We start from the raw sequence: 23039 nt of genomic DNA, 5'->3' as shown, positions 1-23039 counted from the left end.
CAGGATTAAAAACTGTTTGGCAAGGTTATCAACAGTTAACCCATGCAGCAAGTGTTTATGAAATAATGACTCAATAAATTTGGGTAAGGCTTAGCTGACGGCAGGCAGGCTGACAACTAACAACTAAAACATTAAATTTCAAACTCGGCAATGCTCACCAACTTCCTGAAACTCGCATGGCGAAATCTGTACCGGCACAAGGGATTCACGGCGATCAATATTATTGGACTGGCAACGGGAATTTCGTTTACCCTGATCATCGCTGCGTATGCATGGAGCGAATACAATGTGAATCGTGCATTGAAGGATGCAGATCGTCAGTATATCATTTTATCAAAATGGAAAAATCCGCAGCAGGGACTTGAATTCACTTCTCTTGGCCCGTTGGCAAAAGAACTGAAAGAAAAGTATCCGACGCTTGTGGCCAATTACTTCCGCTGGGATGGTATCACGTCCAATATTGTTAATGGCGACAAAGCATTCCGCGAAGGGATTGAGATTTGCGACAGTACCTTGTTTAATATGTTTGGATTTCAACTCCTGTATGGAGATCCGAATACCGCGTTTGATGGCACTTACTCCGTTGTAATTACGGCAGATAAAGCCAGGAAGTTTTTTGGGAAAAATGATGTCGTTGGTAAAACACTCAGTATTGAGAATTTCTCCGGCAGCAAGAAGGATTTTGTTATCACGGGCGTGATGAAAAATCCACCGAAAAATTCGATTACACGCATCAATACAAATAATGATAACCAGGTTTTCATTTCCGAAAAAAACCTTGATTTTTTTGGAAGAAACATGAACTGGAGCTCTGCATATATTCCAGGTTATGTGATGTTGCAGCCAGGCGTAAAGCCAGAACAGTTGGACGGTCCTTTAAGCGAACTGACAAAACTGAATGCGCCACCATTCATTGCAGAGAACATGACACCAAAGCTGGGATCCCTGCAGACCTACTATCTTAATGCAGATAATGGCCTTGTAAAGAAAATGATCTATGCACTATCGGGTGTTGCGATGTTTATTCTCCTGATGGCGGTGATCAATTTTGTAAACATGTCAGTGAGTCGCGCATCGCAACGAATGCGTGAGATCGGGATCAGAAAGGTAATGGGCGGGTTAAAACAACAGCTCATTTTTCAGTTTCTGACAGAATCTGTTCTCCTTGTTTTGTTGGCAACAATAGCTTCACTCATTATTTATGGAATGGCTGGCAGTTTTTTCAGAACTCAGCTAAGTATGGAACTTCCCTTACTCAGTGAATTTCCTTTTTGGTGTATCGGCGTTCTGGTTGCATTTATATTCATTCTCGGTGTGATCGCAGGCTCCTACCCTGCTTTTGTACTGTCATCATTAAAGTCAGTTGAATCTCTTAAAGGCAAACTCAATACCATCAAAGAAAATATCCTGCTGCGTCGCGGCCTTACCGCTGTTCAATTCGGAACAGCCACTTTTGTTTTTGCAGGAGCCATGATCATCACTCAGCAGGTGAATTACTTTTTCAGTCGCGACCTTGGCTATGATAAAGATTATGTTGTTTCGGCGCAGGTATCCCGCGACTGGACACCTGATGGAACAAGAAAAATCGAAGCCATCCGTCAGCAGTTTTTATCATTGCCTGCTGTAAAATCTGCAACGGTATCCTATGAAACAAATGATGGAAACAGTTCAGGTGGAGTAGCACTTTATAAGGCAGGTGCAGATTCAACTTCTGCAATCAATTCTACCCTGCTGATGTCCGATGAGCATTTTGGCAACACATTCACTATCCCCATGGCTGCGGGTGAATATTTTGGAAGGCCTGGTACCGTCACCGATTCATCAAAAATTGTTATCAATGAAACAATGGCCAAAGCACAGGGCTGGACACCGGAACAGGCAATCGGTCAGCAACTGAGCATTCCCGGTAGTGGTGGCTTTACAGCAACGGTGGCGGGTGTAGTAAAAGATTTTCATTTTGAATCTATGCAGAAGGCCATCCAACCGATGACTATGATGCAGATCAAACTCACCAATACCTACCGGATGATGAGTTTCAAACTCCAGCCGGGAAATATTGGAAACAATATCGCTGCGCTTCAGAAAAAATGGAATGAACTCATGCCGGGCAAACCTTTCGAATACAAATTCATGGACGAAAGTTTGCGCAGAGTTTATCAATCCGAATTACAGCTTAAACAGGCATCATCCCTGGCAACAATATTATCAATGATTATTGTACTATTGGGTGTATTCGGACTGATCACACTCAGTCTGCATCGCCGTACAAAAGAAATCGGGATCAGGAAGGTGCTCGGATCATCTGTGCAAGGCATCATTTCACTATTCGTAAAAGAATTTCTGCTGGTGATAATATCAGCTGCGGTAATTGCTGTACCAGTTGCGTGGTTAATTATGCGCAACTGGCTCAATGATTATGTTTACAGGATCAATCTGACGGCCTTACCGTTCCTGGTGAGTGTTGTACTTATCGGGTTGTTAACAACCGCACTAATTATTATGCAGACAATGAGGAAAGCGAATGCGAGCCCGGTGAAGGCGTTGAGAACTGAATAGGCAGCAGGCCTACACAGCATTGTGGGGGGCACCAGATCGGAGTAGTGAGCTATTATGGAAGCAGAAGCAGAAAAAAGAAACAGTGAAGAAAGGCAATATTGAGAAGGCAATAGGCGAAACCGGAACACTGAAACTGAAAACATAAAACTGGCTGTTTCGAACGAAAAACGAACAACGATTCAGCGGCTGTTCAACTGACAACTTATAACTAATGATAAAAAACTATCTAAAAATCGCCTTCCGGAATCTGTGGAAACACAAAGCTTTTACAACAATTAATATCCTTGGGCTTTGCGTTGGCATTACAGCAAGTTTCCTGATATTATTGTATGTCAGCTTTGAATTGAGTTACGATTCTTTTCATTCCAAAGCGGACAGAATTTATCGCATTGTCTGCGACATTAAAACGCCGACTGAAGTAATAAATGCCGGCGGTCCGGCCTGGGCAGTTGCGCCAAACGTTAAACAGGAATTTCCCGAGGTGGAAGCATTTGTACGTATTGCGGGTGATGATGACCTGCTGATGAGAAATGGCGATATCAAGTTTCAGCAAAAAGATGCCATGTGGGCGGACTCAGCATTCTTTGATGTGTTCGATTATAAACTGATCAAAGGTGACCGTCGTACTGCGCTCAAAGAGCCAATCAGCATTGTATTTACCAAATCAACTGCAAAAAAATATTTCGGCGACAAAGATCCGATGGGGCAAACGATATTGATCACAGGTGAAGGTTTCCCGGCTAAAGTAACGGGTGTAATGGAAGACATGCCGGAGAATTCACAGATCAAAGGAGATGTTGTGCTTTCGATGAGTACGATCACCCAGAAATTCAATGCGAGCCTGGACAGTCAGTGGGGAAACTATGGTGCACAGGCATACCTTCTGCTCAAAGCAAACACCAATGCTAAATCACTTGAAAAAAAGTTTCCTGATTTCCTTGAGAGGCGCAATGGAACCGAGATGAAACAAAACCAGATGTATGCGACTTTGTTTCTTGAAAAACTGAAAGATGTTTATCTGCGGTCAACACGCAATGGTAGTAAAACAGGAAATATCAATAACGTATATATCTTTTCTGTTGTCGCCATTTTTATTCTTCTGATTGCCTGTATCAATTTTATAAATCTGGCTACAGCACGATCGGCAGAACGGGCAAAGGAAGTTGGCCTACGAAAAGTCGTCGGTGCAGAAAAATCGCAGCTGGCCCGGCAGTTTCTGGGTGAATCAGTCATACTTACATTGATAGCTGTAATTCTTTCTGTTGGACTTACCGCATTACTACTTCCAATGTTTAACCAGTTGGCCGGCAAAACAATCAGCTCCGGGATATTTAGTCAGCCGCTTTACCTGGCGTACCTCCTTGCAGGAGCGATCATCATTGGTATCGTTGCGGGCATTTATCCTGCAATTGTCCTTTCGTCATTTACACCTGTAACCGTACTGAAGGGGAAATTTTCAACAAGTATGAAGGGTATTCTGCTCAGGAAAGGACTTGTTGTTTCACAGTTTGCTATTTCAATTGCGTTGATCATCGGCACTATCATAGTTTACCTGCAGATGAACCATATGCGCTCGAGTGACCTCGGCTTTAATAAAGATCAGCTGCTCGTAATTAATTCCGGAGGCGATCCGGCAAAACAAAGTTTCAAAGAATCGCTCAGATCCATTCCCGGTGTAAAATCAACAGCAACAACATCAAGTGTTCCTGGTGGCAATAATCCAGGCGCTTATTCTGAAATAGAAAACAAGCAAGGCGATTTGCAGATTGCAAATCTTGATCTCTATTTTGTCGACTTTGATTTTATTCCACAGCTAGATATCAAAATGGTTGCCGGCCGCCCATTCTCAAGAGATTTTGGAACAGACACTACACAAGCGATGGTACTGAATGAGGCTGCGGTTAAACTTTTCGGTTATACTAAGCCGGAAGAAGCCATCGGGCGCCGGTTTAAACAATGGGGCCGTGAAGGTAAAATCATCGGTGTAGCAAAAGATTTTCACTTCCGCTCACTGCAGCAACAGATTAAACCGCTGAGCATGCGCATCGAGCCCAATGGTACACAGCTGATTACTGTGAGGCTGAATGCAGACAACCTCTCTTCTACAATTTCTTCTATCCAGGGAAACTGGAACAAAGCAGTACCCAATCGCCCATTTGACTACTATTTCCTTGATGAATTTTTTGACAAACAATACAGGGCGGAAGAACGCTTCGGAAAATTGTTTCTGAATTTTGCCGTCATCGCGATATTCATTTCATGTCTTGGTCTTCTGGGCCTCGCATCTTATAGTACAATGCAGCGCACAAGAGAGATTGGTGTACGAAAAGTAATGGGCGCTTCTGTCGCAAGTATCATCAACCTTCTTTCAAAAGATTTTTTGAAACTCGTTTTGATATCATTTGTCATTGCCGCGCCTCTTGCAGGCTATATTATGTACCAATGGCTGAAAGATTTTGCGTTCCGGATCAATATCAGTTGGTGGATTTTTGGAGCGGCAGGAATAATCGCTCTATTCATCGCAATTGTAACAGTAAGTTTCCAGGCGGTGAAAGCAGCGGTGGTGAACCCGGTGAAAAGCCTGCGTTCGGAATAGGCACGAGGCAACAGCCCCCGGCGGGTTTTTCGTTAGACAACGCAAGCGTTGTCCCGATTGACAAAGAGAATACAGAATAAGGGAAGAAACAGATACCAGAAACAGTGAATAAAGGCAAAAGTAAGAATGCAAAAGCAGTTTGCAGGAAATAGTGATTTGGAGTGTAATAAATTGAATTAGTCGAAAATTTATACGGCTGGTTTGAACTTATCTGCTGCCTGCTCACTGCTGCCTGCTGTCAAACTAACAACTGATAACTAAGATCTGACAACTCACATACTATGCTAAAAAACTTTTTCAAATTAACCTTTCGCAACCTTGGGCGAAACAAAGGTTTCACCTTTATAAATATTGCCGGACTTGCGATCGGAATGGCAAGTGCGATTTTGATATTGCTTTGGATACTGAATGAAACCAGTTACGATAATTTCCATGCGAATAAGGATCGTATCTATGAATTATGGAACCGATCCGACAGAAAAGGAAGTATCGGCACATGGAATACAACACCAAAAGTTGCTGCGAGAATCATTGAGAAAGATTATCCTGAAGTAGAGATGTCGGTTCGTGTAAACTGGCAGAGCAGCTACCTGTTCAGTATAGGCGATAAGCGACTTACTGCAGATGGGAATATTGTAGATTCCAATTTCCTTCAGATGTTCACTTTTCCATTGCTCAAAGGTGACCCAAAGTCAGCGCTGAACGATATGCACAATATCCTGCTTACGCAGAAAATGGCGCTGAAACTATTCGGTACTGAAGATGTTATGGGCAAAGTGTTGAAGCTGGATAATAAAGACAATTTCACCGTCACCGGTTTATTAAAAGATCTGCCGGTGAACTCAAGATTTAATTTTGAATACCTCCTGCCCTGGTCATACCTGAGATCAACAGGAGGGGATGACGAAAGCTGGGGCAACAATTCTACGCGTACTTATGTGATGTTGAGAAAGAATGCGACGCTTGCATCTATCGCTCCCAAACTGGATACCATCCGCGCAAAATATGATCAATACGATCCTTACCTGAAAACATTTTTATACCCGATGAGTCGCTGGCAATTGCATTCCAGCTTTAAAGAAGGTGTTGAAGACGGTGGCAAGATTGTTTTCGTAAGATTGTTTGGTATCGTAGCTGCATTTATTCTACTGATTGCCTGTATCAATTTCATGAACCTGAGTACTGCAAGAAGTGAGCGTCGCGCTAAAGAAGTAGGAATCAGAAAAGTAGTCGGTGCGCAGAAATTTTCTCTCATCAGCCAGTTCATCGGCGAATCAATTGTGATTGCATTGATGGCTGGAATCATTGCCCTGGTTATCGTTGCGCTTTGCCTGCCAGGATTCAATACCTTAACCAACAAAAAATTATTCATCGACTTTTCGAATCCTCTTTTCTGGCTTGCAGGAATCGGATTCGTGGTGTTCACCGGCTTGCTCGCAGGAAGTTATCCTGCATTTTTTCTTTCTTCGTTCCGCCCGGTATCCGTGCTAAAAGGAACCTTTAAAAAAGCAAATGCACTGATTACGCCACGGAAAGTACTCGTAGTACTTCAATTCACATTTGCGATTATGCTGATCATCTGTACCATCATCGTACGTCAGCAGATCAATTATGCACAACGTCGTGAATCAGGATATGATAAAAACAACCTGATGTATCATTTCCTCACCGGCGATCTGGAGAAAAATTACCAGCTGGTGAAGAATGATCTGATCAGCCAGGGTGTGGCAACTTCTGTTACAAAAACAAGCGCACCGCTTACGCAGGGCTGGAGTAATAGCTGGGGATTTGAATGGCCCGGAAAAGATCCGCAGGATAAAACGATAGTTGACAGATATGTTGCAGATGAGGATCTCGTGAAAACAGCCGGCTTTACTATTGTTAAAGGCCGTGACTTTAACCTTAAGGAATTTTCGACCGACAGCACTGGAGTTCTGATCAACGAATCAGCAGCAAAACTGATGAAGCTTGACAAAGATCCGTTGGGAAAAATTATCAAAGACAATGGAATCGACTGGCACGTTGTTGGGGTGTTCAAAGATTTTATACTTCAGTCACCATATAGTCCGACCGTTCCGATGGTAATCGAAGGACATAAACTCGGATGGTTCAATGTGATCAACATCCGGTTGAATCCAAATCAATCCAACAGTAAGAATATTGCTACTGCTGAAAGAATATTTAAGAAGTACAATCCTGAATATCCATTCGATTTCAAATTTATTGATGAAGAGTATGCGAAAAAGTTTGATGATGAAAAACGTACAGGAACACTCGCGGGATTATTTGCTGGACTGACGATATTCATATCCTGCCTGGGTCTTTTTGGTTTAGCTACTTATATGGCAGAAAACAGGATCAGGGAAATAGGTGTCCGCAAAGTACTCGGTGCTTCTGTAACCGGAATCACTTCGCTGTTATCAAAAGATTTTTTAAAACTGGTCATCATTTCATTTGTTGTTGCTGCACCAATAGCCTGGTGGGCGATGCACAACTGGTTAAAGGACTATGAATACCGTACGCCGATCAACTGGTGGGTGTTTGCATTGGCGGGTGGATTGTCAGTGGTGATTGCTATCCTCACTGTGAGTTACCAGGCGATAAAAGCAGCGACGGCGAATCCGACAAAAAGTTTGAGAACGGAGTAAGCGTTGAACGTTCAACGTTCAACGTTCAACGCCTGCTGCATTCATCTGTTGCCTGCGGCCTGCTGCCTCCTATTAACCATTAACTAAAAACTATAAACTCCTCCCCATGTTCAACATCAATTTTAAAATTGCCCTGCGTAACCTCTGGCGTAATAAAGGTTTTGCTGCCATCAACATTATTGGTCTGACCCTGGGGTTAACTGCTGCTATACTGATCGCATTATTTGTGTATGATGAATACCAGTTCGATAAAGCTATCCCTTCGAATTCGCAGATCTATCGTGTGGTGAATGAAAGCCACAATGAAATGGGAGAAGAAATGCGCGCTGTTACGCCTCCTGCATTTGCAACAACGCTTATGAAGGACTTCCCCGAAGTTGAACGCACAGCGCGAGTGATGATGCAACCGAAATACAAAGCTTTGTTCGAAACGGATAGAGTTAAATTATATGAAGAAAATGGCTTTCTCGCCGACTCCACTTTCTTCGATGTATTTAAACTGCCAATGGTTTACGGTTCATCAACGGGACTTTTGAACGATCCGGCCTCTATTGTCATTTCTGACGAAATGAGTTATCGCTTTTTCGGGGAAGAAAATCCTGTTGGCAAGGAACTCACCCGAGAAAAAGTGAATTTTAAAGTAAGCGGCGTTTTCAAAAAAGATCCTTACTTCCATCTTTCATTCGATTTTATAATGCCGCTCAGTACAGCAAAACTTCCGGAAGAAAGGATGCAGAGCTGGGGCTGGCAGCAGTTCTTTACTTATGTACAACTAAAAAGGGGTACAAATAAAGAAGCATTCGAAAAAAAGTTTACTACTGTTGTAAAAGAAAAATCAGCAGAACAATTAAAGGATTCAAAGCTTTCGTATATCCCACATTTGCAGGCTTTGAATGATATTCACCTCCGATCTTCTGAATTTAAATTCGATGAGTCTAAGCGTGGAAACATCACGTATGTAAAAGCATTACTGATCATCGCTGTATTTATTTTATTGATAGCCTGTTTCAATTTTGTAAATCTGGCTACTTCAAGATCTGTACTTCGTGCAAAAGAAGTCGGCGTACGCAAAACTATCGGGGCAGAAAAAAGACAATTGCTGCTACAGTTCCTTTCAGAAACGTTCCTGCTCTGTTTCATCAGTATCGCCCTGGCACTGATACTTTCTGCATTTTTGCTTCCGTTACTGAACCAGTTCACAGGAAAAAATATTCATCTTCAGAATTTACTGCATCCCGTTGCTCTGGCAATGCTCGCAGCACTCGGTGTATTGATAGGCACACTCGCAGGGTTCTATCCCGCGATCGTGCTAAGCTCTTTCAAACCGGTAGCTGTGCTCCGCAAAAACATTGGTTCGGGTGATTCAGAAACAAATACGCCGTGGTTGCGCTACAGCCTTGTAACACTTCAGTTCACGCTTTCTGTTCTGCTGATCATTAGTGCGCTGATGGTTTTCCGCCAGGTGAATTATATGCAGAACAAAGACCTTGGATTCAATAAAGAACAGATCGTTTTCTTCCCGATGCGGGGAAGCAGGTTTGACAATAATATCGATGCGTTTAAAAATGATCTCCTTCAATCCAGCGCTATTTCATCTGTGAGTATCGGTTATGGCTTCCCGGGAGATGCCGTTGCCGGAGATGACATCATTCTTCCTGCCAATGGAAAAAATGATCACCGTCCGGCCACACAGCTCATGGTCGATTTTGACTATGTCAAAACATTGGGTCTGAAGATCATTGCCGGAAGAGATTTTTCAAAAGAAATGAAAACCGACAAGGATCACGCTTTTATCATTAACGAGACTGCAGTAAAACTACTTGGATTTGAAACACCGGAAAAAGCCATCGGTAAAGACCTCGCATGGACTCCCTGGAGCGCAACAAATCCTGATTCGTTGAAACTCGGAAAAGTAATTGGTGTTGTAAAAGATTTTCATTACAAAAGTCTTTATGACAAAGTAGAGCTAACCGTCCTGCAGATTTCAGAAGATCAATTCAAATGGAAGGTGGCAGTGAAGATGAGTACTGCTGGTCTTTCCGGAACAATGGCGCATATAGAAAAAGTCTGGAACAAATATGCGCCTGATTATCCCCTGGAGTACAAATTCCTTGATGAAAATTTCAGTGTGATGTACACGATGGAAGAAAAACTGAAATCATTGTTATGGATTTTCACATCTGTTGCGATCATCGTTGGATGTCTTGGATTACTCGGACTCGCAGCTCATTCAGCTGAACGCAGAAGAAAAGAAATCGGCATACGGAAAATACTTGGCGCCAGCGTGTCAAACATATTCGGATTGTTATCGAAAGAATTTGTGCTGATGATTGGAATTTCAGTTGCCATTGCTTCGCCTGTCGCCTGGCTGGCGCTGGATCAATGGTTGCGAAAATTTGCATACCGTACCGATTTAAGCTGGTGGATATTTTTAGTTGCCGGAGGGACAGCTATTGCGATAGCATTGCTGACGATCAGTTACCAGGCGATCAAGGCAGCGATGGTGAATCCGGTGAAGAGTTTGCGTACAGAGTAGGCCGGAGGCAGGAGAAGGAGGCAGGAGAAATATCCGGCTGTTGGGGGATGATGCCCGTTCTCTAATTTGCGGTGTTGTTGTTCAGGCAACAGATCTCCGCAGTTAATGATCTAAAGATTTAAAAGATAATAATTGACAAACCAAAATTTCAATAACAAAGCAACTCATCAGGTTGATATGAATTTATCTGCTGCCCGTTGCCTGTTGCCTGACTACACACTAACAATCAAACACTATCCCCAATGATAAAAACTTATCTGAAAATCGCCTGGCGGAATATCACAAGAAACAAGGCCCACTCGATAATCAATATTACTGGTTTGTCTATTGGGATAGCTGCATGTTTGTTGCTGTTTATTGTCATTACTTATGAAACCGGTTACGACAAATTCAGAACAAATTTCGATCGTGTATATCGGGTCGTTACAGAGTCTGGAAAAGAAGGAACGAGAGATCGTAATCCGGGAGTGCCCTTCCCATTAATCACTGCAGCTCAACAGGATCTTCCTGAACTTTCGCCTACACCTGTGATCACATCAAACGGTAGTCAGTTCACTATCGAAGATCCTGCAGGAAATAAGAAATTCATAGAAGATAATGGTGTTTACTTCAGTGAACCGACCGTCTTCACCATATTCGACACAAAACTGCTGAGTGGAAATGCGGGCGCACTATCAGAACCTAATAAAATTTTCCTGAGCAGGAAAACAGCAGAAAAATATTTCGGAGACTGGAAACAAGCATCCGGAAAATTTCTGAAGATGGATAATCTTTCACTCCTTTCGGTAGCAGGTGTTTTTGAAGACGTTCCGGAACACACTGATCTACCGATGAACGTAGTGACATCATTTGAAACTTTAAAAGCACATCCTGATAATTATGGATATAATGAAGATTGGGGTGGCGTAAGTTCAAATACGCAGTTGTTCATTCTGGCAAAACCCGGATTGCCTGTAAGCACAATGAATGCGCAGATTGGCAAGCTGCATACGAAATATGATAAACGTGCCAGCAATCGCAGCACAAGGCTACACTATGCAAAACCATTGGCTACGATGCATTATGATACGGATTTCGGGAGCCTCGGAACACATGTAACGAGCAGGGCTACCCTATGGACGCTAACACTGATTGGTATTTTCATCCTGGTGATGGCATGTATCAACTTTGTAAATCTCTCCACAGCGCAGGCCGTAAAACGCTCAAAAGAAGTGGGCATCAGGAAAGTTATGGGCAGCAACAGGATGAACCTGTTCTGGCAGATGATGGGCGAAACCGCCATAGTAGTACTTGTTTCCCTTGTGATGGGACTGCTCCTGGCATCAGCATTCCTTCCTTACCTGGAAGAAGTTTCTGCAATTACCGAGAAATTGAATGTACTCAACCTCCAAACGACTTTGCTATCCCTCGGTATCGCAATAATGGTGGTGCTATTTGCCGGAATTTATCCCTCGCTGATACTCTCTGGCTTCTCACCGATACTGGCACTGAAAAACAAAATCTCTTCTGCGACAGTTGGTGGAATTTCCATTCGTCGTACACTCGTCGTTGCGCAATTTGCTATTTCACAAATCCTTATTATCGGGACGATCATTGCCGTTTCGCAGATGAGTTTTGTGAAAAAAGCCGACCTCGGATTCAATAAAGAATCCCTGCTTGTAATTAATGGCAGTGACGATAGTACCTCACGTTCCCGCCAGGTCGCGATGAAGCAGGAGTTGTTATCCATGAATGGTGTTCAATCGGTTAGTTTCAGCAGTGACGTTCCTTCATCAGAAAATAACTGGGCCACCAATTTTGCATTCGATCATAAAGATGATGCGCCCTTTCCATTGTTTCTCAAATTCGCAGATGATGACTATATAAAAACGTATGGACTTCAACTCATTGCTGGTCGCGGATATGAGCCCAGCGATACCGTAAAAGAATTTGTTGTAAATGAAACCCTCACCAAAAAACTGGGATTGAAAAACCCCGCGGATGCTGTAGGTAAAGACCTTCGTCTTGGTGGCGGCCGCTGGATGCAGATAGTCGGCGTCGTAAAAGATTTCAAGACGAATTCACTCCGTGAAGAAACCAAACCTATAATGATAGCACCATCAAAAAGATGGTACGGCAGAACAGGCATCAAAATGAAAACTGCAAACACCGCTGCTTTACAAGCCGACCTGTTGAAAGTATGGGATAAGTACAATCCTGAATATGCGAGCAGGTATGCATTTCTTGATGAGAGCATAGCCAATTTCTATAGCCAGGAAAACCAGATGGCACTCATTTATAAAATTTTTGCTGGTATCGCGATTTTCATTTCCTGCCTCGGTTTGTACGGACTTATCTCATTCATGGCTGTTCAAAGAACAAAAGAAGTGGGAATAAGAAAAGTACTTGGCGCCAGTGCCGGGAATATTGTGTATCTCTTTTCAAAAGAATTTACAGTGCTGATCGTAGTGGCTTTCGTGGTTGCTGCTCCGATTGCCTGGTTTGTGATGAAAGACTGGCTGAGCAATTTTGCATACCAGATCAAACCAGGCGTGGGAATATTTCTTTTGGCTATTGTGACGTCGGTCATTGTTGCATGGCTGACAGTGGGATATAAAGCAGTGAAGGCGGCGCTGGCGAATCCGGTGAAGAGTCTGAGGACGGAATAGGCTTACGTTGCACGTATAACGTTACACGTAAAACGTATAACGTTACACGTATAACGACTTAAAACTTTAAACTTTCTACTTAAAACTCATCTCATGCTCCGCAACTACATCCGAATGGCCATCCGCCAGCTCAAAAAACAAAAAATGTTCACCGCGATAAAAATCGGTGGCTTCGCTTTGAGTATTGCCGCCTGTTTGCTCATCGGCTTGTATATAAGGGATGAGATCAGCTACGACAAACATCATGCTGGTGCCGAAAACATTTATCGTGTCATCGGAGTATTTAAAAATGACGATGGAAAAGTAAGCCGGGGTGTAGCTATGCCGCCTCCAGGCGCGCGTACATTAAAAAATGATTTTCCTGAGGTAGCACTCGCCGGCCGCCTGATGCCTTACAAACTTTTCGGTGGTGCAGGAAGTAACCAGATCCGCAGAGCCGATCAGAAACAAAGCTTTTACGAAGAAGGTTTCAGTTTTGCAGACCAGGAACTCATCGACATCCTTGAGTTGCCCATGGTATATGGCAATCGGGAAACAGCGTTGAAAGACCCGAACACATTGCTCATATCAAAACGAAAAGCAGATATCTATTTCCCAGGTGAAAATCCGACTGGTAAAATTCTTTATTTCAACGGTCGTGATAATTTCCCCATTAAGATTGGTGGTGTAATGGCCGATCCATCACCTCATTCGCATTTGCAGTTCGATTTTTATATTTCGCTGGCAGGTGTAAGCTTCTGGGACAATGAACAGGAAGGCTGGGGCTCGAGCAATTATGACACGTACCTTAAACTCCGCCCCGGAACAGAAAGGAAAGCACTTCAGAAAAAAATGACTTCTGCGCTTTTGAAAAATTATATGATCCCTGAAATGAAGAAGGCAGGCGATGTAAATGCAGATGAAATCCTGAAAAAAGCAAGTCTCGAATTACAACCTATCGGCGACGTACACCTGAAATCATATAATATTGACGACAGCTTTACTCACGGCGATCAGCGCTTTGTCTGGCTGTTTGCTATCGTCGCAGCTCTTATACTTGTGATTGCCTGCATCAATTTTGTAAATCTTGCTACTGCAAAATCAGCAAACCGTGCAAAAGAAGTTGGTTTGCGGAAAGTAGTAGGTTCTTCGAAAGGAAGTCTGATCACTCAGTTTCTGACAGAATCTTTATTATACAGCCTGATATCATTTTTACTGGCAGTTGCATTTGCAATAATTCTTTTGCCGTGGTTCAACCAGATGGCTGCTAAAAGCCTGGCTATTCCCTGGAAAGAATGGTGGCTCCTGCCCTCTTTACTTGCAGCCGCATTATTCACCGGATTGATCTCCGGGGTTTATCCTTCATTTTATCTTTCAGCTTTCAAACCAGTAAGTGTATTAAAAGGAAATATCAGCAAGGCTTCAAGAAACGTATTTCTTCGTAACGGCCTGGTTGTTTTTCAGTTCACTACTTCCATTATCCTGATTATCGGAACTATAGTAATTTATAAGCAAACCAACTTTCTGCTCAATCGAAATGTAGGCTTTGATCGCGACCAGGTGGTGGTGATACAAAGCACACAGACACTTGGTCAGCAGCTGCCCGCCTTCAGGGATGAACTGAAAAATCTTCGTGAGGTGAAAGCGGTAACAGTAAGTGATTTCCTTCCGGTTTCAGGAACGAAAAGAAACGGAAATACTTTCTGGAAAGAAGGGCGGCGAACAATGGATGATGGCGTGGGTGTTCAGGTATGGGATGTAGATGACAACTATATTTCCGCGCTGGGAATGAAAATCGTTGCAGGCAGAAATTTTTCCCCCACAATTGCGTCGGATTCGATGGCGTTGATCATCAATCAGACCATGGCGAAAAAAATGGGGCTTACAGATCCGATCGGTCAGAAAATTATGAACTGGGAGACTTATACCATTATTGGTGTTGTGGAGGATTTCAATTTTGAATCCATGAAGCATGATATGGGTGGACTGTGTTTCCGTTTGCGGAATTCACCGACCATGATCTCCGCAAAAATAAATCCTGCAAATATGAAAGAAGGACTTGCATCGATTGAGACACTCTGGAAAAAGTTTCTTCCTTACCAGCAGATCCGTTACAATTTCCTTGATGACAGTTTCGCAAACATGTATGCAAGTGTAAAACGCATGCAGAACATCTTTCTTAATTTCTCCATACTGGCAATCATTATTGCCTGCCTTGGCTTGTTTGCACTTTCTGCATTTATCGCGGAACAAAGAAATAAAGAGATAGGCATCCGTAAAGTTCTGGGAGCAAGTGTGAGTGGCATAACAACCATGTTGTCGAAAGATTTTGTAAAGCTCGTTGCCATCTCGGTAGTCATTGCAGTACCACTCGGCTGGTGGGCGATGAATAAGTGGATGGAAGATTTCAGTTATCGTACACCGATTACCTGGTGGATTTTTGCACTGGCAGCATTGCTTGCATTGCTTATAGCTGTTTTTACGATCAGCTTTCAATCGATTAAGGCAGCTTTGCAGAATCCCACGAAGAGTTTGCGCTCCGAGTAGCCAGGCAATAGTAAGCAGGCAATACGCAATAGGCAACAGCCGGTGGGTTGTGATACAGAGTTTTTTACTCGCAGATGGTTGCCGATTTAAAAACACCCCGAGCTGCGCAGATCGCTTCGGGATCTGCATGTATTCAATCTGCAAATATCTGCGGGAAATGTATAAAGCTGAAAGTTGAAGGTTAAACAGCCCCACGTTGCGGGTGCAGTGTTCGTCCTCCAGCAGATAAGCTAAGATTTTCCGCGTGATCTCCTTGTATGCAATCAGCGAATATCTGTGGGAAAATCATACCGCCATAAGCTGATCTTAAAAATTCTGTTCACACAGTCGTCCTGGTCCGCGGGCAGGCTACTCTTAAATCAGCATCGTTTTAGGAAAGTGACAAATATATCCGGAGCGATGAGTGTGATGACGGGTAAGTCATTTGTTAAATAAGCAGTGAACAGCAGATCGAAAAACCGGTGACCAACAGCAACCAATTCAGCAACCTGATCACCTCATTATTCGTCTTTTTCTTTTTCCTCATCGAATGACTTCACTCTTTTGCCTGATATTTTTAATGAAACAAGAAAGTAGCTCACAGCTAGGGCTATCACCAATGCTGCAATAGCAAATTCTGCTTCGGGATCCACATGCTCTTCTCCCAGTTCAAGAATTTTTCTACTCACAGCGATCATACAAACGATCAGTATAATACGAAGTTTGATCGTTTGTTTTTCAGCAAAAACTTTTATGGTTTGGATAATCTCCAGCATCAGGAGTATGTTGAAAAACATAACCGCAAGTTCGCGGGCGTACTGGGGCGCATAATGTAAACCGACCTCCTTAAATCTCCTGGTAAAACTGTCGACGGCATTCCATCCGAGCATTGCCACCTGTATGACCACAATTACCATGGCGAAAAAGATCATGAAGTAGGAAACCCAGCGTTCAAATGTACCGGTAACTTTTTCAATATTCATCTGTACCCGTTTTCGATATCGATCTTCGAATGTATTTATTTTTCCAGTGAATCCTGCACAGTGCTGCTGGAATTGAGAAAGACTGCCTGAACAACTGCGACGGCGCAAGGAACGATTCTGGTGACTATTTTGTACATTTCTGTACTCCTCATCTGTTCCCGCCAGTTGTTACCTATTATTATCTCATGGTAAGATGTTTGCAAATCCTTTTAAAAAAGATAATGAAAAAGCTCCTTGCATTGGTCGCTTTCGGAATTTTTATCAGCTCCCCGATATCATGTAAAAAAGACACTGATGATGTCATTGACTGTATTGCAGAAGCAGCGATAACAAGTCTTGACGCTGCTGTTGACAACACAAATCCAAAGCTTGTCGCATTTAAAGTAGAATACAGCGGAACCAGGACGATCAAAAAAATTGAATGGCAATTTGGTGATGGCGGTACTGACAACACGACTACGCTGAATACTACACATATCTACAATACCGCCGGCACATACACCGCAAAGGCAAAAGTGTTTCTGTCTCATGGCGGCGACCAGTGTGAAGCAGAACCAACGAAAGGAGTAACCGTTAATTGAGCATATAGCAAACGGAATACGGAACAGTGGAAACAGAAAACAGCGAAGAAATCAAAATTACGGCTATGGGTCAGGTTCACTCCATTTGTTCTGACAACCGACAACCTGCCTCCCGACTGCCTGTCCGGGTAGGCAGGGCAGGCAGGCTGACAACTGACAACGCAAAGTAGCTGGCCGGATCATTGCGATTGTATATCGAACCAAATATCATTTTATGCAAGGAACAATTGAATATATCAGTCCGGATACGATGCACAAAAATCCGGCATTCTCGCAGGCGGTGATCACTCACGGTCCGGGCAAAACGATTTACATTGGTGGACAGAATGGCGTTGACATCAAAGGCGAAATCGTCGATAAAAATGATCTGGTAAAACAGACCGGGCAGGCGATGAAAAACTTTCAACTCGCGCTGGAAGCATCCCTGGCCGGATGGGAGAACGTGATAAAAATGAATATTTATATAGTGCAAGGCGGTGATCTTGCATCCGCGTACAAAGCAGCGCAACCCTTCATGACAGGAATAAAAAAACCACCGATCGTTACAGTATTATTTGTTGCGGCCCTGGGTCGCCCGGACTTTTTAATTGAGATTGATGGGATAGCATATTTATAAGGATCCAGGATACGGAATTCAGGATACATGTGAAGTGCCTTATACTGTAAAGGCAAAACACGGAGAAAAAACAGCCGAGGAACGGCACAGGGAGGAATACAGAGATAAACATTTTCTGAACTGAAAGGTTATCGAAACCTGTTAAGTCATCCTCATTATGTCCTGGCCATTGCTCTGTGACCACTCGGCTCCTGACTCTGTGTTTTGCAGTTCCAGGTATAAACTAAAAACTGTTGTGAATAATGAGCTATGAAAAATGAACTTTCAGAAACGTCCATAAACAATCACTCTCTTAAACGCATAAATAGAATTCACATTTGGAAATTTCTTATGAATTCTTCTTTTGAATTCTCCAATGAAAGACACTTTAAAGCCTGAATCAATCTTCTGCAAATACGTCGTCAACGCCGAACAGGATATAAATTGAAAAAAATCATCTCTACGTTTTGAAATTATCGGATACACTTTCTGATACATCACGAGATCTGTTTCTCCCTGCTCAAATAAAATACCTGCATATTCCTCGAGCGTCAGAACGGGCGAAGGACGATTCCAATGATTCAATGCTGTTGCAAATGGCTCTTCATTTGCCAGGTCAGACAATATTACATTCAAAACATTTTCCGTCTGCTGCGGCATTTGAAACGATCAGATCCCATTTATCATTTGTTTCCATCTGTTCTTCTATCTCTCGTTGTTTAAATTCCAAACTCTTCTTTACCGGGCTTTCTCCAGCATTTCCCTGGATGAATCAATTCCAAGTACTGTCGCGTTACTCAGACGATCTGCCAGTACAGCCGTTAGCGCCCCGGTTCCACAGCCCAGGTCCGGAACTTTCATGTTTGGCTTATAATCGATATGACTGATTAAATCAAAAAACGGCTGTTCCCTTTCTGATGTAAACTCATTGTACTTTTTAGGATTCCAGGTCATGCCGTTTTAATTGATAGGAACAAATTTCAACTAATAATCCATGAACACCTGCAGGGGAGCCAGGGAAATAAAACGGTGTTGAGTCTCCAGTACCGGCTACTTTTTTGCATTCAGGGCCAGGTACTGCGAAGACTCAAGTTCCATTTTTCCAAAATAAATCCCAAAATCCAGTTCGTAAGTTTCGTCGCCTTTATCGACTGATCCAATAACCTGTGCCGTTGAAACCCTGTCTCCCTTCTTAACTGTAAGATTTGTAATATTCGAATAATAGATATAATGCGATCCGGTCCTGACAAGTACTACATTGTTAGATCCTTCAATATCAAAAACACTTACCACTTTTCCATCTGAAACCGATTTTACCGGCAATGATTGATCCGACGCAAAACGCGTCGATTTAATTGGAAGGTTTCTCAGGGTTTTTGAAGGGCTTTCCGGAACGATTACTTTGGCAGTGGCGGGAACAGGAGAAGAAAAACACAGAGCATCACCTTCTGCCCGGGGTTTCTTTTTCTGAGCCATCGAAGGAATTGTGAAAATCAACATAAAGAAAGCGATGGTTGTGGTCATCTTTAATAATTGAATATTGAAAGGCAGAAAGTGTATGGTCATCATAAGTGATGGTTTATGGTAAGCGATTTCATCAGATCCGGTTCAATCTCCACTAACAGAGAGCGAAAAACAATATTGCCCGCGCTTTCTTAAAGATTCGTGAAACATGTAAAACCTAACCGTCTGGATGTCTATACAGGAGTTGATACGAATCACTGCGATATCATAATTTCCTTGTTCCTGTGATCAGCACTCTTCACATTTCATGACTATCTTCGGCGAAAATCTTTCCACCTATGCACATGAGAATTCTTTTAACGACCCTGGTTCTTTTTTCCGCTGTTCTATGCGCCTCTGCGCAGAAACGACCCCTCCGCCCAGGTGATCTCTATCGCCAGCAATCAACAGGTGGCGGACAAATATCTCCCGATGGAAACTGGATGCTTTACACACTCACGACTACCGATTCTGCGAAAGACAGGCGCAATACTGATATCTGGATGATGCGCTGGAATGGTACCGATAATATTCAGCTCACCAGTTCACCCGACGGTGAAAACAATCCCAAATGGAGCCCGGACAATAAATACATTTCATTCACCACTTCCCGTAACCTCAGCGGAAGCCAGGTGTTTTTGTTAAATCGCCTCGGTGGAGAAGCGATAAAACTCACCGATGTAAAAGGAGATCTGAATGATTATGAATGGAGCCCTGATGGGAAAAAATTATTGCTGACCATCAAAGATTATGAGGATACTGCGAAAAAGAAAGGCGCAAAACCATGGGTTCTGAATAAATATAATTTCAAAAGAGATGTAAGCGGGTACCAGTACGACACACGCAAAACGCATCTTTATCTTTTCGATGTAACTACAAAAAAACTGGACACACTTACCAAAGGTGAGTATAATGAAAACGATGGGCAATGGAGTCCGGATGGAAATTCAATTGCATTTGTAAGTAATCATACGGAAGATCCTGATAAAAACAGCAACTCTGATATTTTTATTATCGATGCAAAACCAGGTGCTGTAGCAAAACAGTTCACTACCTGGGCCGGTCGCGACGGCTCTCCGCAATGGAGCCCTGATGGAAAAACGATTGCATACACCAGGAGTACATCTGCCGAAAATTTCATTATGTACGATCAGGCCATTCTCTGCGTGCAACCGGTTTCCGGTGGTGAAGTCAAATTGCTGAGCAAATCACTGGATCGCCCGATCTCTTCAGCCAAATGGAACAAAGATGGAAAAAGCATTGCCGCGTTAGTTTCGGATGACTGTGAACGTTATGTTGTAAACTACGATGTTGCCAGCGGAAAAATGACAAAAGTAATTGGTGGAAACCGTGTTTTCGGATCACTTGAATTGCATCCGAGTGGCAACTGGCTCACGACAATGTCTGACCCAACACTTCCTTATGAGTTTTATGCACTAGAAAATGGAAGCCTTCGCAGATTGACCAAAGTGCAGGATTCATTCGTTGCGAATCTTTCACTTGCCAGAGTGGAAAAAGTAGTTTCCAAAAGCAAAGATGGAAATACCGTATCCAGTCTTTTGTATCTGCCTGAAGGTTCAACGGGGAAAAATCTTCCTGTAATTTTTTACATACATGGGGGACCCGTAGCCCAGGATGAATTTTCGTTTGACCTTACCCGGCAGATGTTTGCTGCAAAAGGATATGCGGTTGTTGGTGTTAACTATCGTGGAAGTAATGGTCGCGGTATCGATTACAGCAAAGCTATTTACGCAGACTGGGGAAATAAAGAAGTACTCGATATTCACGGGGCCGTTGATCATCTGGTAAGCAAAGGAGTAATCGATCAAAACCGAATGGCGATCAGCGGATGGAGCTATGGCGGCATCCTTACAGATTATTGCATCGCGTCTGATACACGTTTCAAAGCGGCTGTAAGTGGCGCCGGTAGTGCGTTGCAACTTTCTTTATATGGCGTTGATATGTATATTCTTCAACTCGATAATGAAATGGGGCAACCCTGGAAAGACAACAATTACGAGAAATATCTGAAAATGTCATACCCGTTTCTGCATGCAGATCGAATTAAAACACCTACACTTTTTATGACAGGGGAAAAGGATTTCAACGTACCTGCAGTAGGAAGTGAGCAGATGTACCAGGCACTAAGATCCATCGGAACTCCTACAGAACTTATCGTTTATCCCGGTCAGTTTCATGGCATTTCCTTACCGGCTTATCAGCGAGACAGATTTGAAAGATACCTGGCGTGGTTTGATAAATATTTAAAATAGACGGTAGACAGCAGAAGTCAGATACATCAACAGACCTGGTTTCAATCGTGTTGCTTTTTTACCGTATACAAAAAAGGAAAAGCGGAAGCAGAAATTCCGTTTTTCCTTTTTTTAATAATGTTTTTTAGTGATTACTATTGAATGTTTGCCTGCTGCAACTATTTCTTCTCTCCATAACAGAGCATACAGTTTTCCTTTTTCTGTTTTAGGAAAAAAAGGCTGTTCTATCTACCACCTTTCACTTATTACTTACTACCTGGCACTTATTACCTATTACTACCACTCACTCAAAAAATTCCCTCCCGGTCATATCTACATACCCTTTTTTTCCATTTTTACTTACATGGAGCAGGTGTTTAAATCCATCCTGAGTGTTAAAATTATATGGTATTGACCGATCAAAATCAGCCGCCCTCACTGAGCTGAATCCAAGAATATAATCATACACCGGGGGAATAAATACATTGAAGATTTTCCGTTGACTGTCGTACACATAAATTCCGGACTTCCCATTTTTATTCAGGATAAACCCACGGGCATCGTAGGATACCCAGCCGATATGATCATATTCGCAAGCAAGAACCATTGAATCCTTTGTCCGCAGACCGTACTTCCCACCGGACTTTACAATATAAATTCCATGTATAGCCGAACTATCCACCGGTTGTACATCCTCATATTCCAACGGGATGAGCGCTTCATTTTTTAAATTGACTATTCCCTTCTTATTGTCTCTCCCGACGACAAACAAACTGTCGTTGGTGAGCGCGCGATAAATGGTGTCATATACAGCGGGTATGCTATCGTATCTTATCATTACCCCATCGTATTTCATCCAGGCAACCCAACCTTGTTTATCATTTGCCCTTATTGGCCATGAATAAGAAGTCATGATAGCAGCAGTTCCTGTTGTTTCAACCATTTCCACTTCAGGCAGCCTGTCGTCCATTTGTGTTTCCTGGGCAGGAGCGAATGCTTTGATAGGTATTCGTTTGTTTTTCTGAAGAATGCCTTTCTCATCTATGGTAAATCCAAGCGTGTCTTTTTTAACTACTGCGATAAACCATTCAGCATTGTCCCGATTCCCTGAATACTCGATTGCTTCATACATCAAAGGCATGTCCCATTTCCCGGATTTTGCATTAAAAACGCCGATATTTCCTCTGATATCCCGTACAACGAAATGAGAAGCCGCCATCATTCTCACTTCTTCAAACTGTAATGGAAGGATCAGTTTTCCATTGACTGCGCTGGCGATTCCGGATCTACCGTTTTTCTCTACTGAAATGTAGTCCTGATATGGTGTTCCAATTTCGTCATAGACGGTTGGCAGGACTTCAAGTCCGCGGGCATTGATCAAACCTTTCGACATGCCTTTTCTTACCTGCGCGTGCCCGCTGAAGAAAAAGTCCACACCGTCATATTTTGGCTTAACAATGATTACTCCGTTAGTATCTGCGAAACCCCATTGATCCTTTTCACGGTAAGGGATAAGGTAAGTTTGTGAGTAGCATTCGGTGGAAATACAGAGCAATATAAAAATTGAAGGCAGGAAACTCTTCACCCGGCAATACAAATAATTATAAATAGTCATTGGCAAAAAACGCTGTGGGAA

General features: G+C 42.9%; 14 protein-coding genes. 9 read left to right on the top strand and 5 right to left on the bottom strand.

Annotated features, from left to right (window positions below; genetic code table 11):
* Positions 1-150 precede the first annotated feature (150 nt).
* The 6 genes from P2W82_RS20375 (at position 151) to P2W82_RS20350 (ending at position 15510) form a co-directional block, all read left to right on the top strand.
* On the top strand, positions 151-2556 hold the full coding sequence (locus P2W82_RS20375) for an ABC transporter permease (protein ID WP_336517780.1): 2406 nt from the start codon (positions 151-153) through the stop codon (positions 2554-2556).
* Positions 2557-2767: 211 nt separating this feature from the next.
* On the top strand, positions 2768-5152 hold the full coding sequence (locus P2W82_RS20370; protein ID WP_336517779.1) for an ABC transporter permease: 2385 nt from the start codon (positions 2768-2770) through the stop codon (positions 5150-5152).
* A gap of 281 nt (positions 5153-5433) precedes the next feature.
* A complete protein-coding gene (locus tag P2W82_RS20365; RefSeq protein ID WP_336517778.1) occupies positions 5434-7800 on the top strand; it encodes an ABC transporter permease in 2367 nt (788 codons plus the stop codon).
* A gap of 106 nt (positions 7801-7906) precedes the next feature.
* Positions 7907-10336 (top strand): ABC transporter permease, encoded by a 2430-nt coding sequence (locus P2W82_RS20360; protein ID WP_336517777.1) that lies wholly within the window; start codon positions 7907-7909, stop codon positions 10334-10336.
* Positions 10337-10578: 242 nt separating this feature from the next.
* Positions 10579-12984: an ABC transporter permease gene (locus tag P2W82_RS20355; RefSeq protein ID WP_336517776.1), complete on the top strand. Its 2406-nt coding sequence runs from the start codon at positions 10579-10581 to the stop codon at positions 12982-12984.
* 93 nt (positions 12985-13077) lie between these two features.
* Entirely contained in the window at positions 13078-15510 is a 2433-nt protein-coding gene (locus tag P2W82_RS20350) for an ABC transporter permease (RefSeq protein WP_336517775.1), read from the top strand.
* A gap of 500 nt (positions 15511-16010) precedes the next feature.
* On the opposite strand, the gene P2W82_RS20345 is transcribed toward P2W82_RS20350, so the two are convergent.
* Positions 16011-16472: a phosphate-starvation-inducible PsiE family protein gene (locus P2W82_RS20345; RefSeq protein ID WP_336517774.1), complete on the bottom strand. Its 462-nt coding sequence runs from the start codon at positions 16470-16472 to the stop codon at positions 16011-16013.
* Positions 16473-16693: 221 nt separating this feature from the next.
* On the opposite strand from P2W82_RS20345, the gene P2W82_RS20340 reads away from it, so the two are divergent.
* Positions 16694-17053 (top strand): PKD domain-containing protein, encoded by a 360-nt coding sequence (locus tag P2W82_RS20340; RefSeq protein ID WP_336517773.1) that lies wholly within the window; start codon positions 16694-16696, stop codon positions 17051-17053.
* Positions 17054-17267: 214 nt separating this feature from the next.
* Positions 17268-17669, top strand: coding sequence for a RidA family protein (locus tag P2W82_RS20335; RefSeq protein ID WP_336517772.1), 402 nt, complete (start codon positions 17268-17270; stop codon positions 17667-17669).
* 264 nt (positions 17670-17933) lie between these two features.
* On the opposite strand, the gene P2W82_RS20330 is transcribed toward P2W82_RS20335, so the two are convergent.
* The 3 genes from P2W82_RS20330 to P2W82_RS20320 all read right to left on the bottom strand — a co-directional run bounded on the left by P2W82_RS20330 (position 17934) and on the right by P2W82_RS20320 (position 19217).
* The gene (locus P2W82_RS20330; protein WP_336517771.1) at positions 17934-18308 is read right to left on the bottom strand and encodes a hypothetical protein; all 375 of its coding nucleotides are present in this window, start codon (positions 18306-18308) and stop codon (positions 17934-17936) included.
* A gap of 78 nt (positions 18309-18386) precedes the next feature.
* Entirely contained in the window at positions 18387-18602 is a 216-nt protein-coding gene (locus tag P2W82_RS20325; RefSeq protein ID WP_336517770.1) for a methyltransferase domain-containing protein, read from the bottom strand.
* A gap of 96 nt (positions 18603-18698) precedes the next feature.
* Positions 18699-19217 carry a M23 family metallopeptidase gene (locus P2W82_RS20320; RefSeq protein WP_336517769.1) on the bottom strand — a complete coding sequence of 173 codons (519 nt, stop codon included), beginning with the start codon at positions 19215-19217 and terminating at the stop codon, positions 18699-18701.
* A 239-nt stretch (positions 19218-19456) separates the two neighbouring features.
* On the opposite strand from P2W82_RS20320, the gene P2W82_RS20315 reads away from it, so the two are divergent.
* Positions 19457-21424 carry a S9 family peptidase gene (locus P2W82_RS20315; RefSeq protein ID WP_336517768.1) on the top strand — a complete coding sequence of 656 codons (1968 nt, stop codon included), beginning with the start codon at positions 19457-19459 and terminating at the stop codon, positions 21422-21424.
* Between the two features lie 283 nt (positions 21425-21707).
* Here the strand turns inward: P2W82_RS20315 and P2W82_RS20310 are convergent, their stop codons facing one another.
* Entirely contained in the window at positions 21708-23018 is a 1311-nt protein-coding gene (locus tag P2W82_RS20310) for a WG repeat-containing protein (protein WP_336517783.1), read from the bottom strand.
* Between the last annotated feature and the right edge of the window lie 21 nt (positions 23019-23039).

The sequence above is a fragment of the Pollutibacter soli genome (genome assembly GCA_029269725.1).
Lineage (GTDB): Bacteria > Bacteroidota > Bacteroidia > Chitinophagales > Chitinophagaceae > Pollutibacter > Pollutibacter soli.
This window is presented reverse-complemented; position numbering and strand designations above follow the sequence as displayed.

Bases quoted from the DNA above. Each gene is read 5' to 3' on its own strand.
- P2W82_RS20335 (WP_336517772.1), top strand. From the start codon at position 17,268: ATGCAAGGAACAATTGAATATATCAGTCCGGATACGATGCACAAAAAT.
- P2W82_RS20365 (WP_336517778.1), top strand. From the start codon at position 5,434: ATGCTAAAAAACTTTTTCAAATTAACCTTTCGCAACCTTGGGCGAAAC.
- P2W82_RS20325 (WP_336517770.1), bottom strand. From the start codon at position 18,602: ATGACCTGGAATCCTAAAAAGTACAATGAGTTTACATCAGAAAGGGAA.
- P2W82_RS20345 (WP_336517774.1), bottom strand. From the start codon at position 16,472: ATGAATATTGAAAAAGTTACCGGTACATTTGAACGCTGGGTTTCCTAC.
- P2W82_RS20330 (WP_336517771.1), bottom strand. From the start codon at position 18,308: ATGCCGCAGCAGACGGAAAATGTTTTGAATGTAATATTGTCTGACCTG.
- P2W82_RS20310 (WP_336517783.1), bottom strand. From the start codon at position 23,018: ATGACTATTTATAATTATTTGTATTGCCGGGTGAAGAGTTTCCTGCCT.
- P2W82_RS20315 (WP_336517768.1), top strand. From the start codon at position 19,457: ATGAGAATTCTTTTAACGACCCTGGTTCTTTTTTCCGCTGTTCTATGC.
- P2W82_RS20375 (WP_336517780.1), top strand. From the start codon at position 151: ATGCTCACCAACTTCCTGAAACTCGCATGGCGAAATCTGTACCGGCAC.
- P2W82_RS20320 (WP_336517769.1), bottom strand. From the start codon at position 19,217: ATGATGACCATACACTTTCTGCCTTTCAATATTCAATTATTAAAGATG.
- P2W82_RS20355 (WP_336517776.1), top strand. From the start codon at position 10,579: ATGATAAAAACTTATCTGAAAATCGCCTGGCGGAATATCACAAGAAAC.
- P2W82_RS20340 (WP_336517773.1), top strand. From the start codon at position 16,694: ATGAAAAAGCTCCTTGCATTGGTCGCTTTCGGAATTTTTATCAGCTCC.
- P2W82_RS20370 (WP_336517779.1), top strand. From the start codon at position 2,768: ATGATAAAAAACTATCTAAAAATCGCCTTCCGGAATCTGTGGAAACAC.
- P2W82_RS20360 (WP_336517777.1), top strand. From the start codon at position 7,907: ATGTTCAACATCAATTTTAAAATTGCCCTGCGTAACCTCTGGCGTAAT.
- P2W82_RS20350 (WP_336517775.1), top strand. From the start codon at position 13,078: ATGCTCCGCAACTACATCCGAATGGCCATCCGCCAGCTCAAAAAACAA.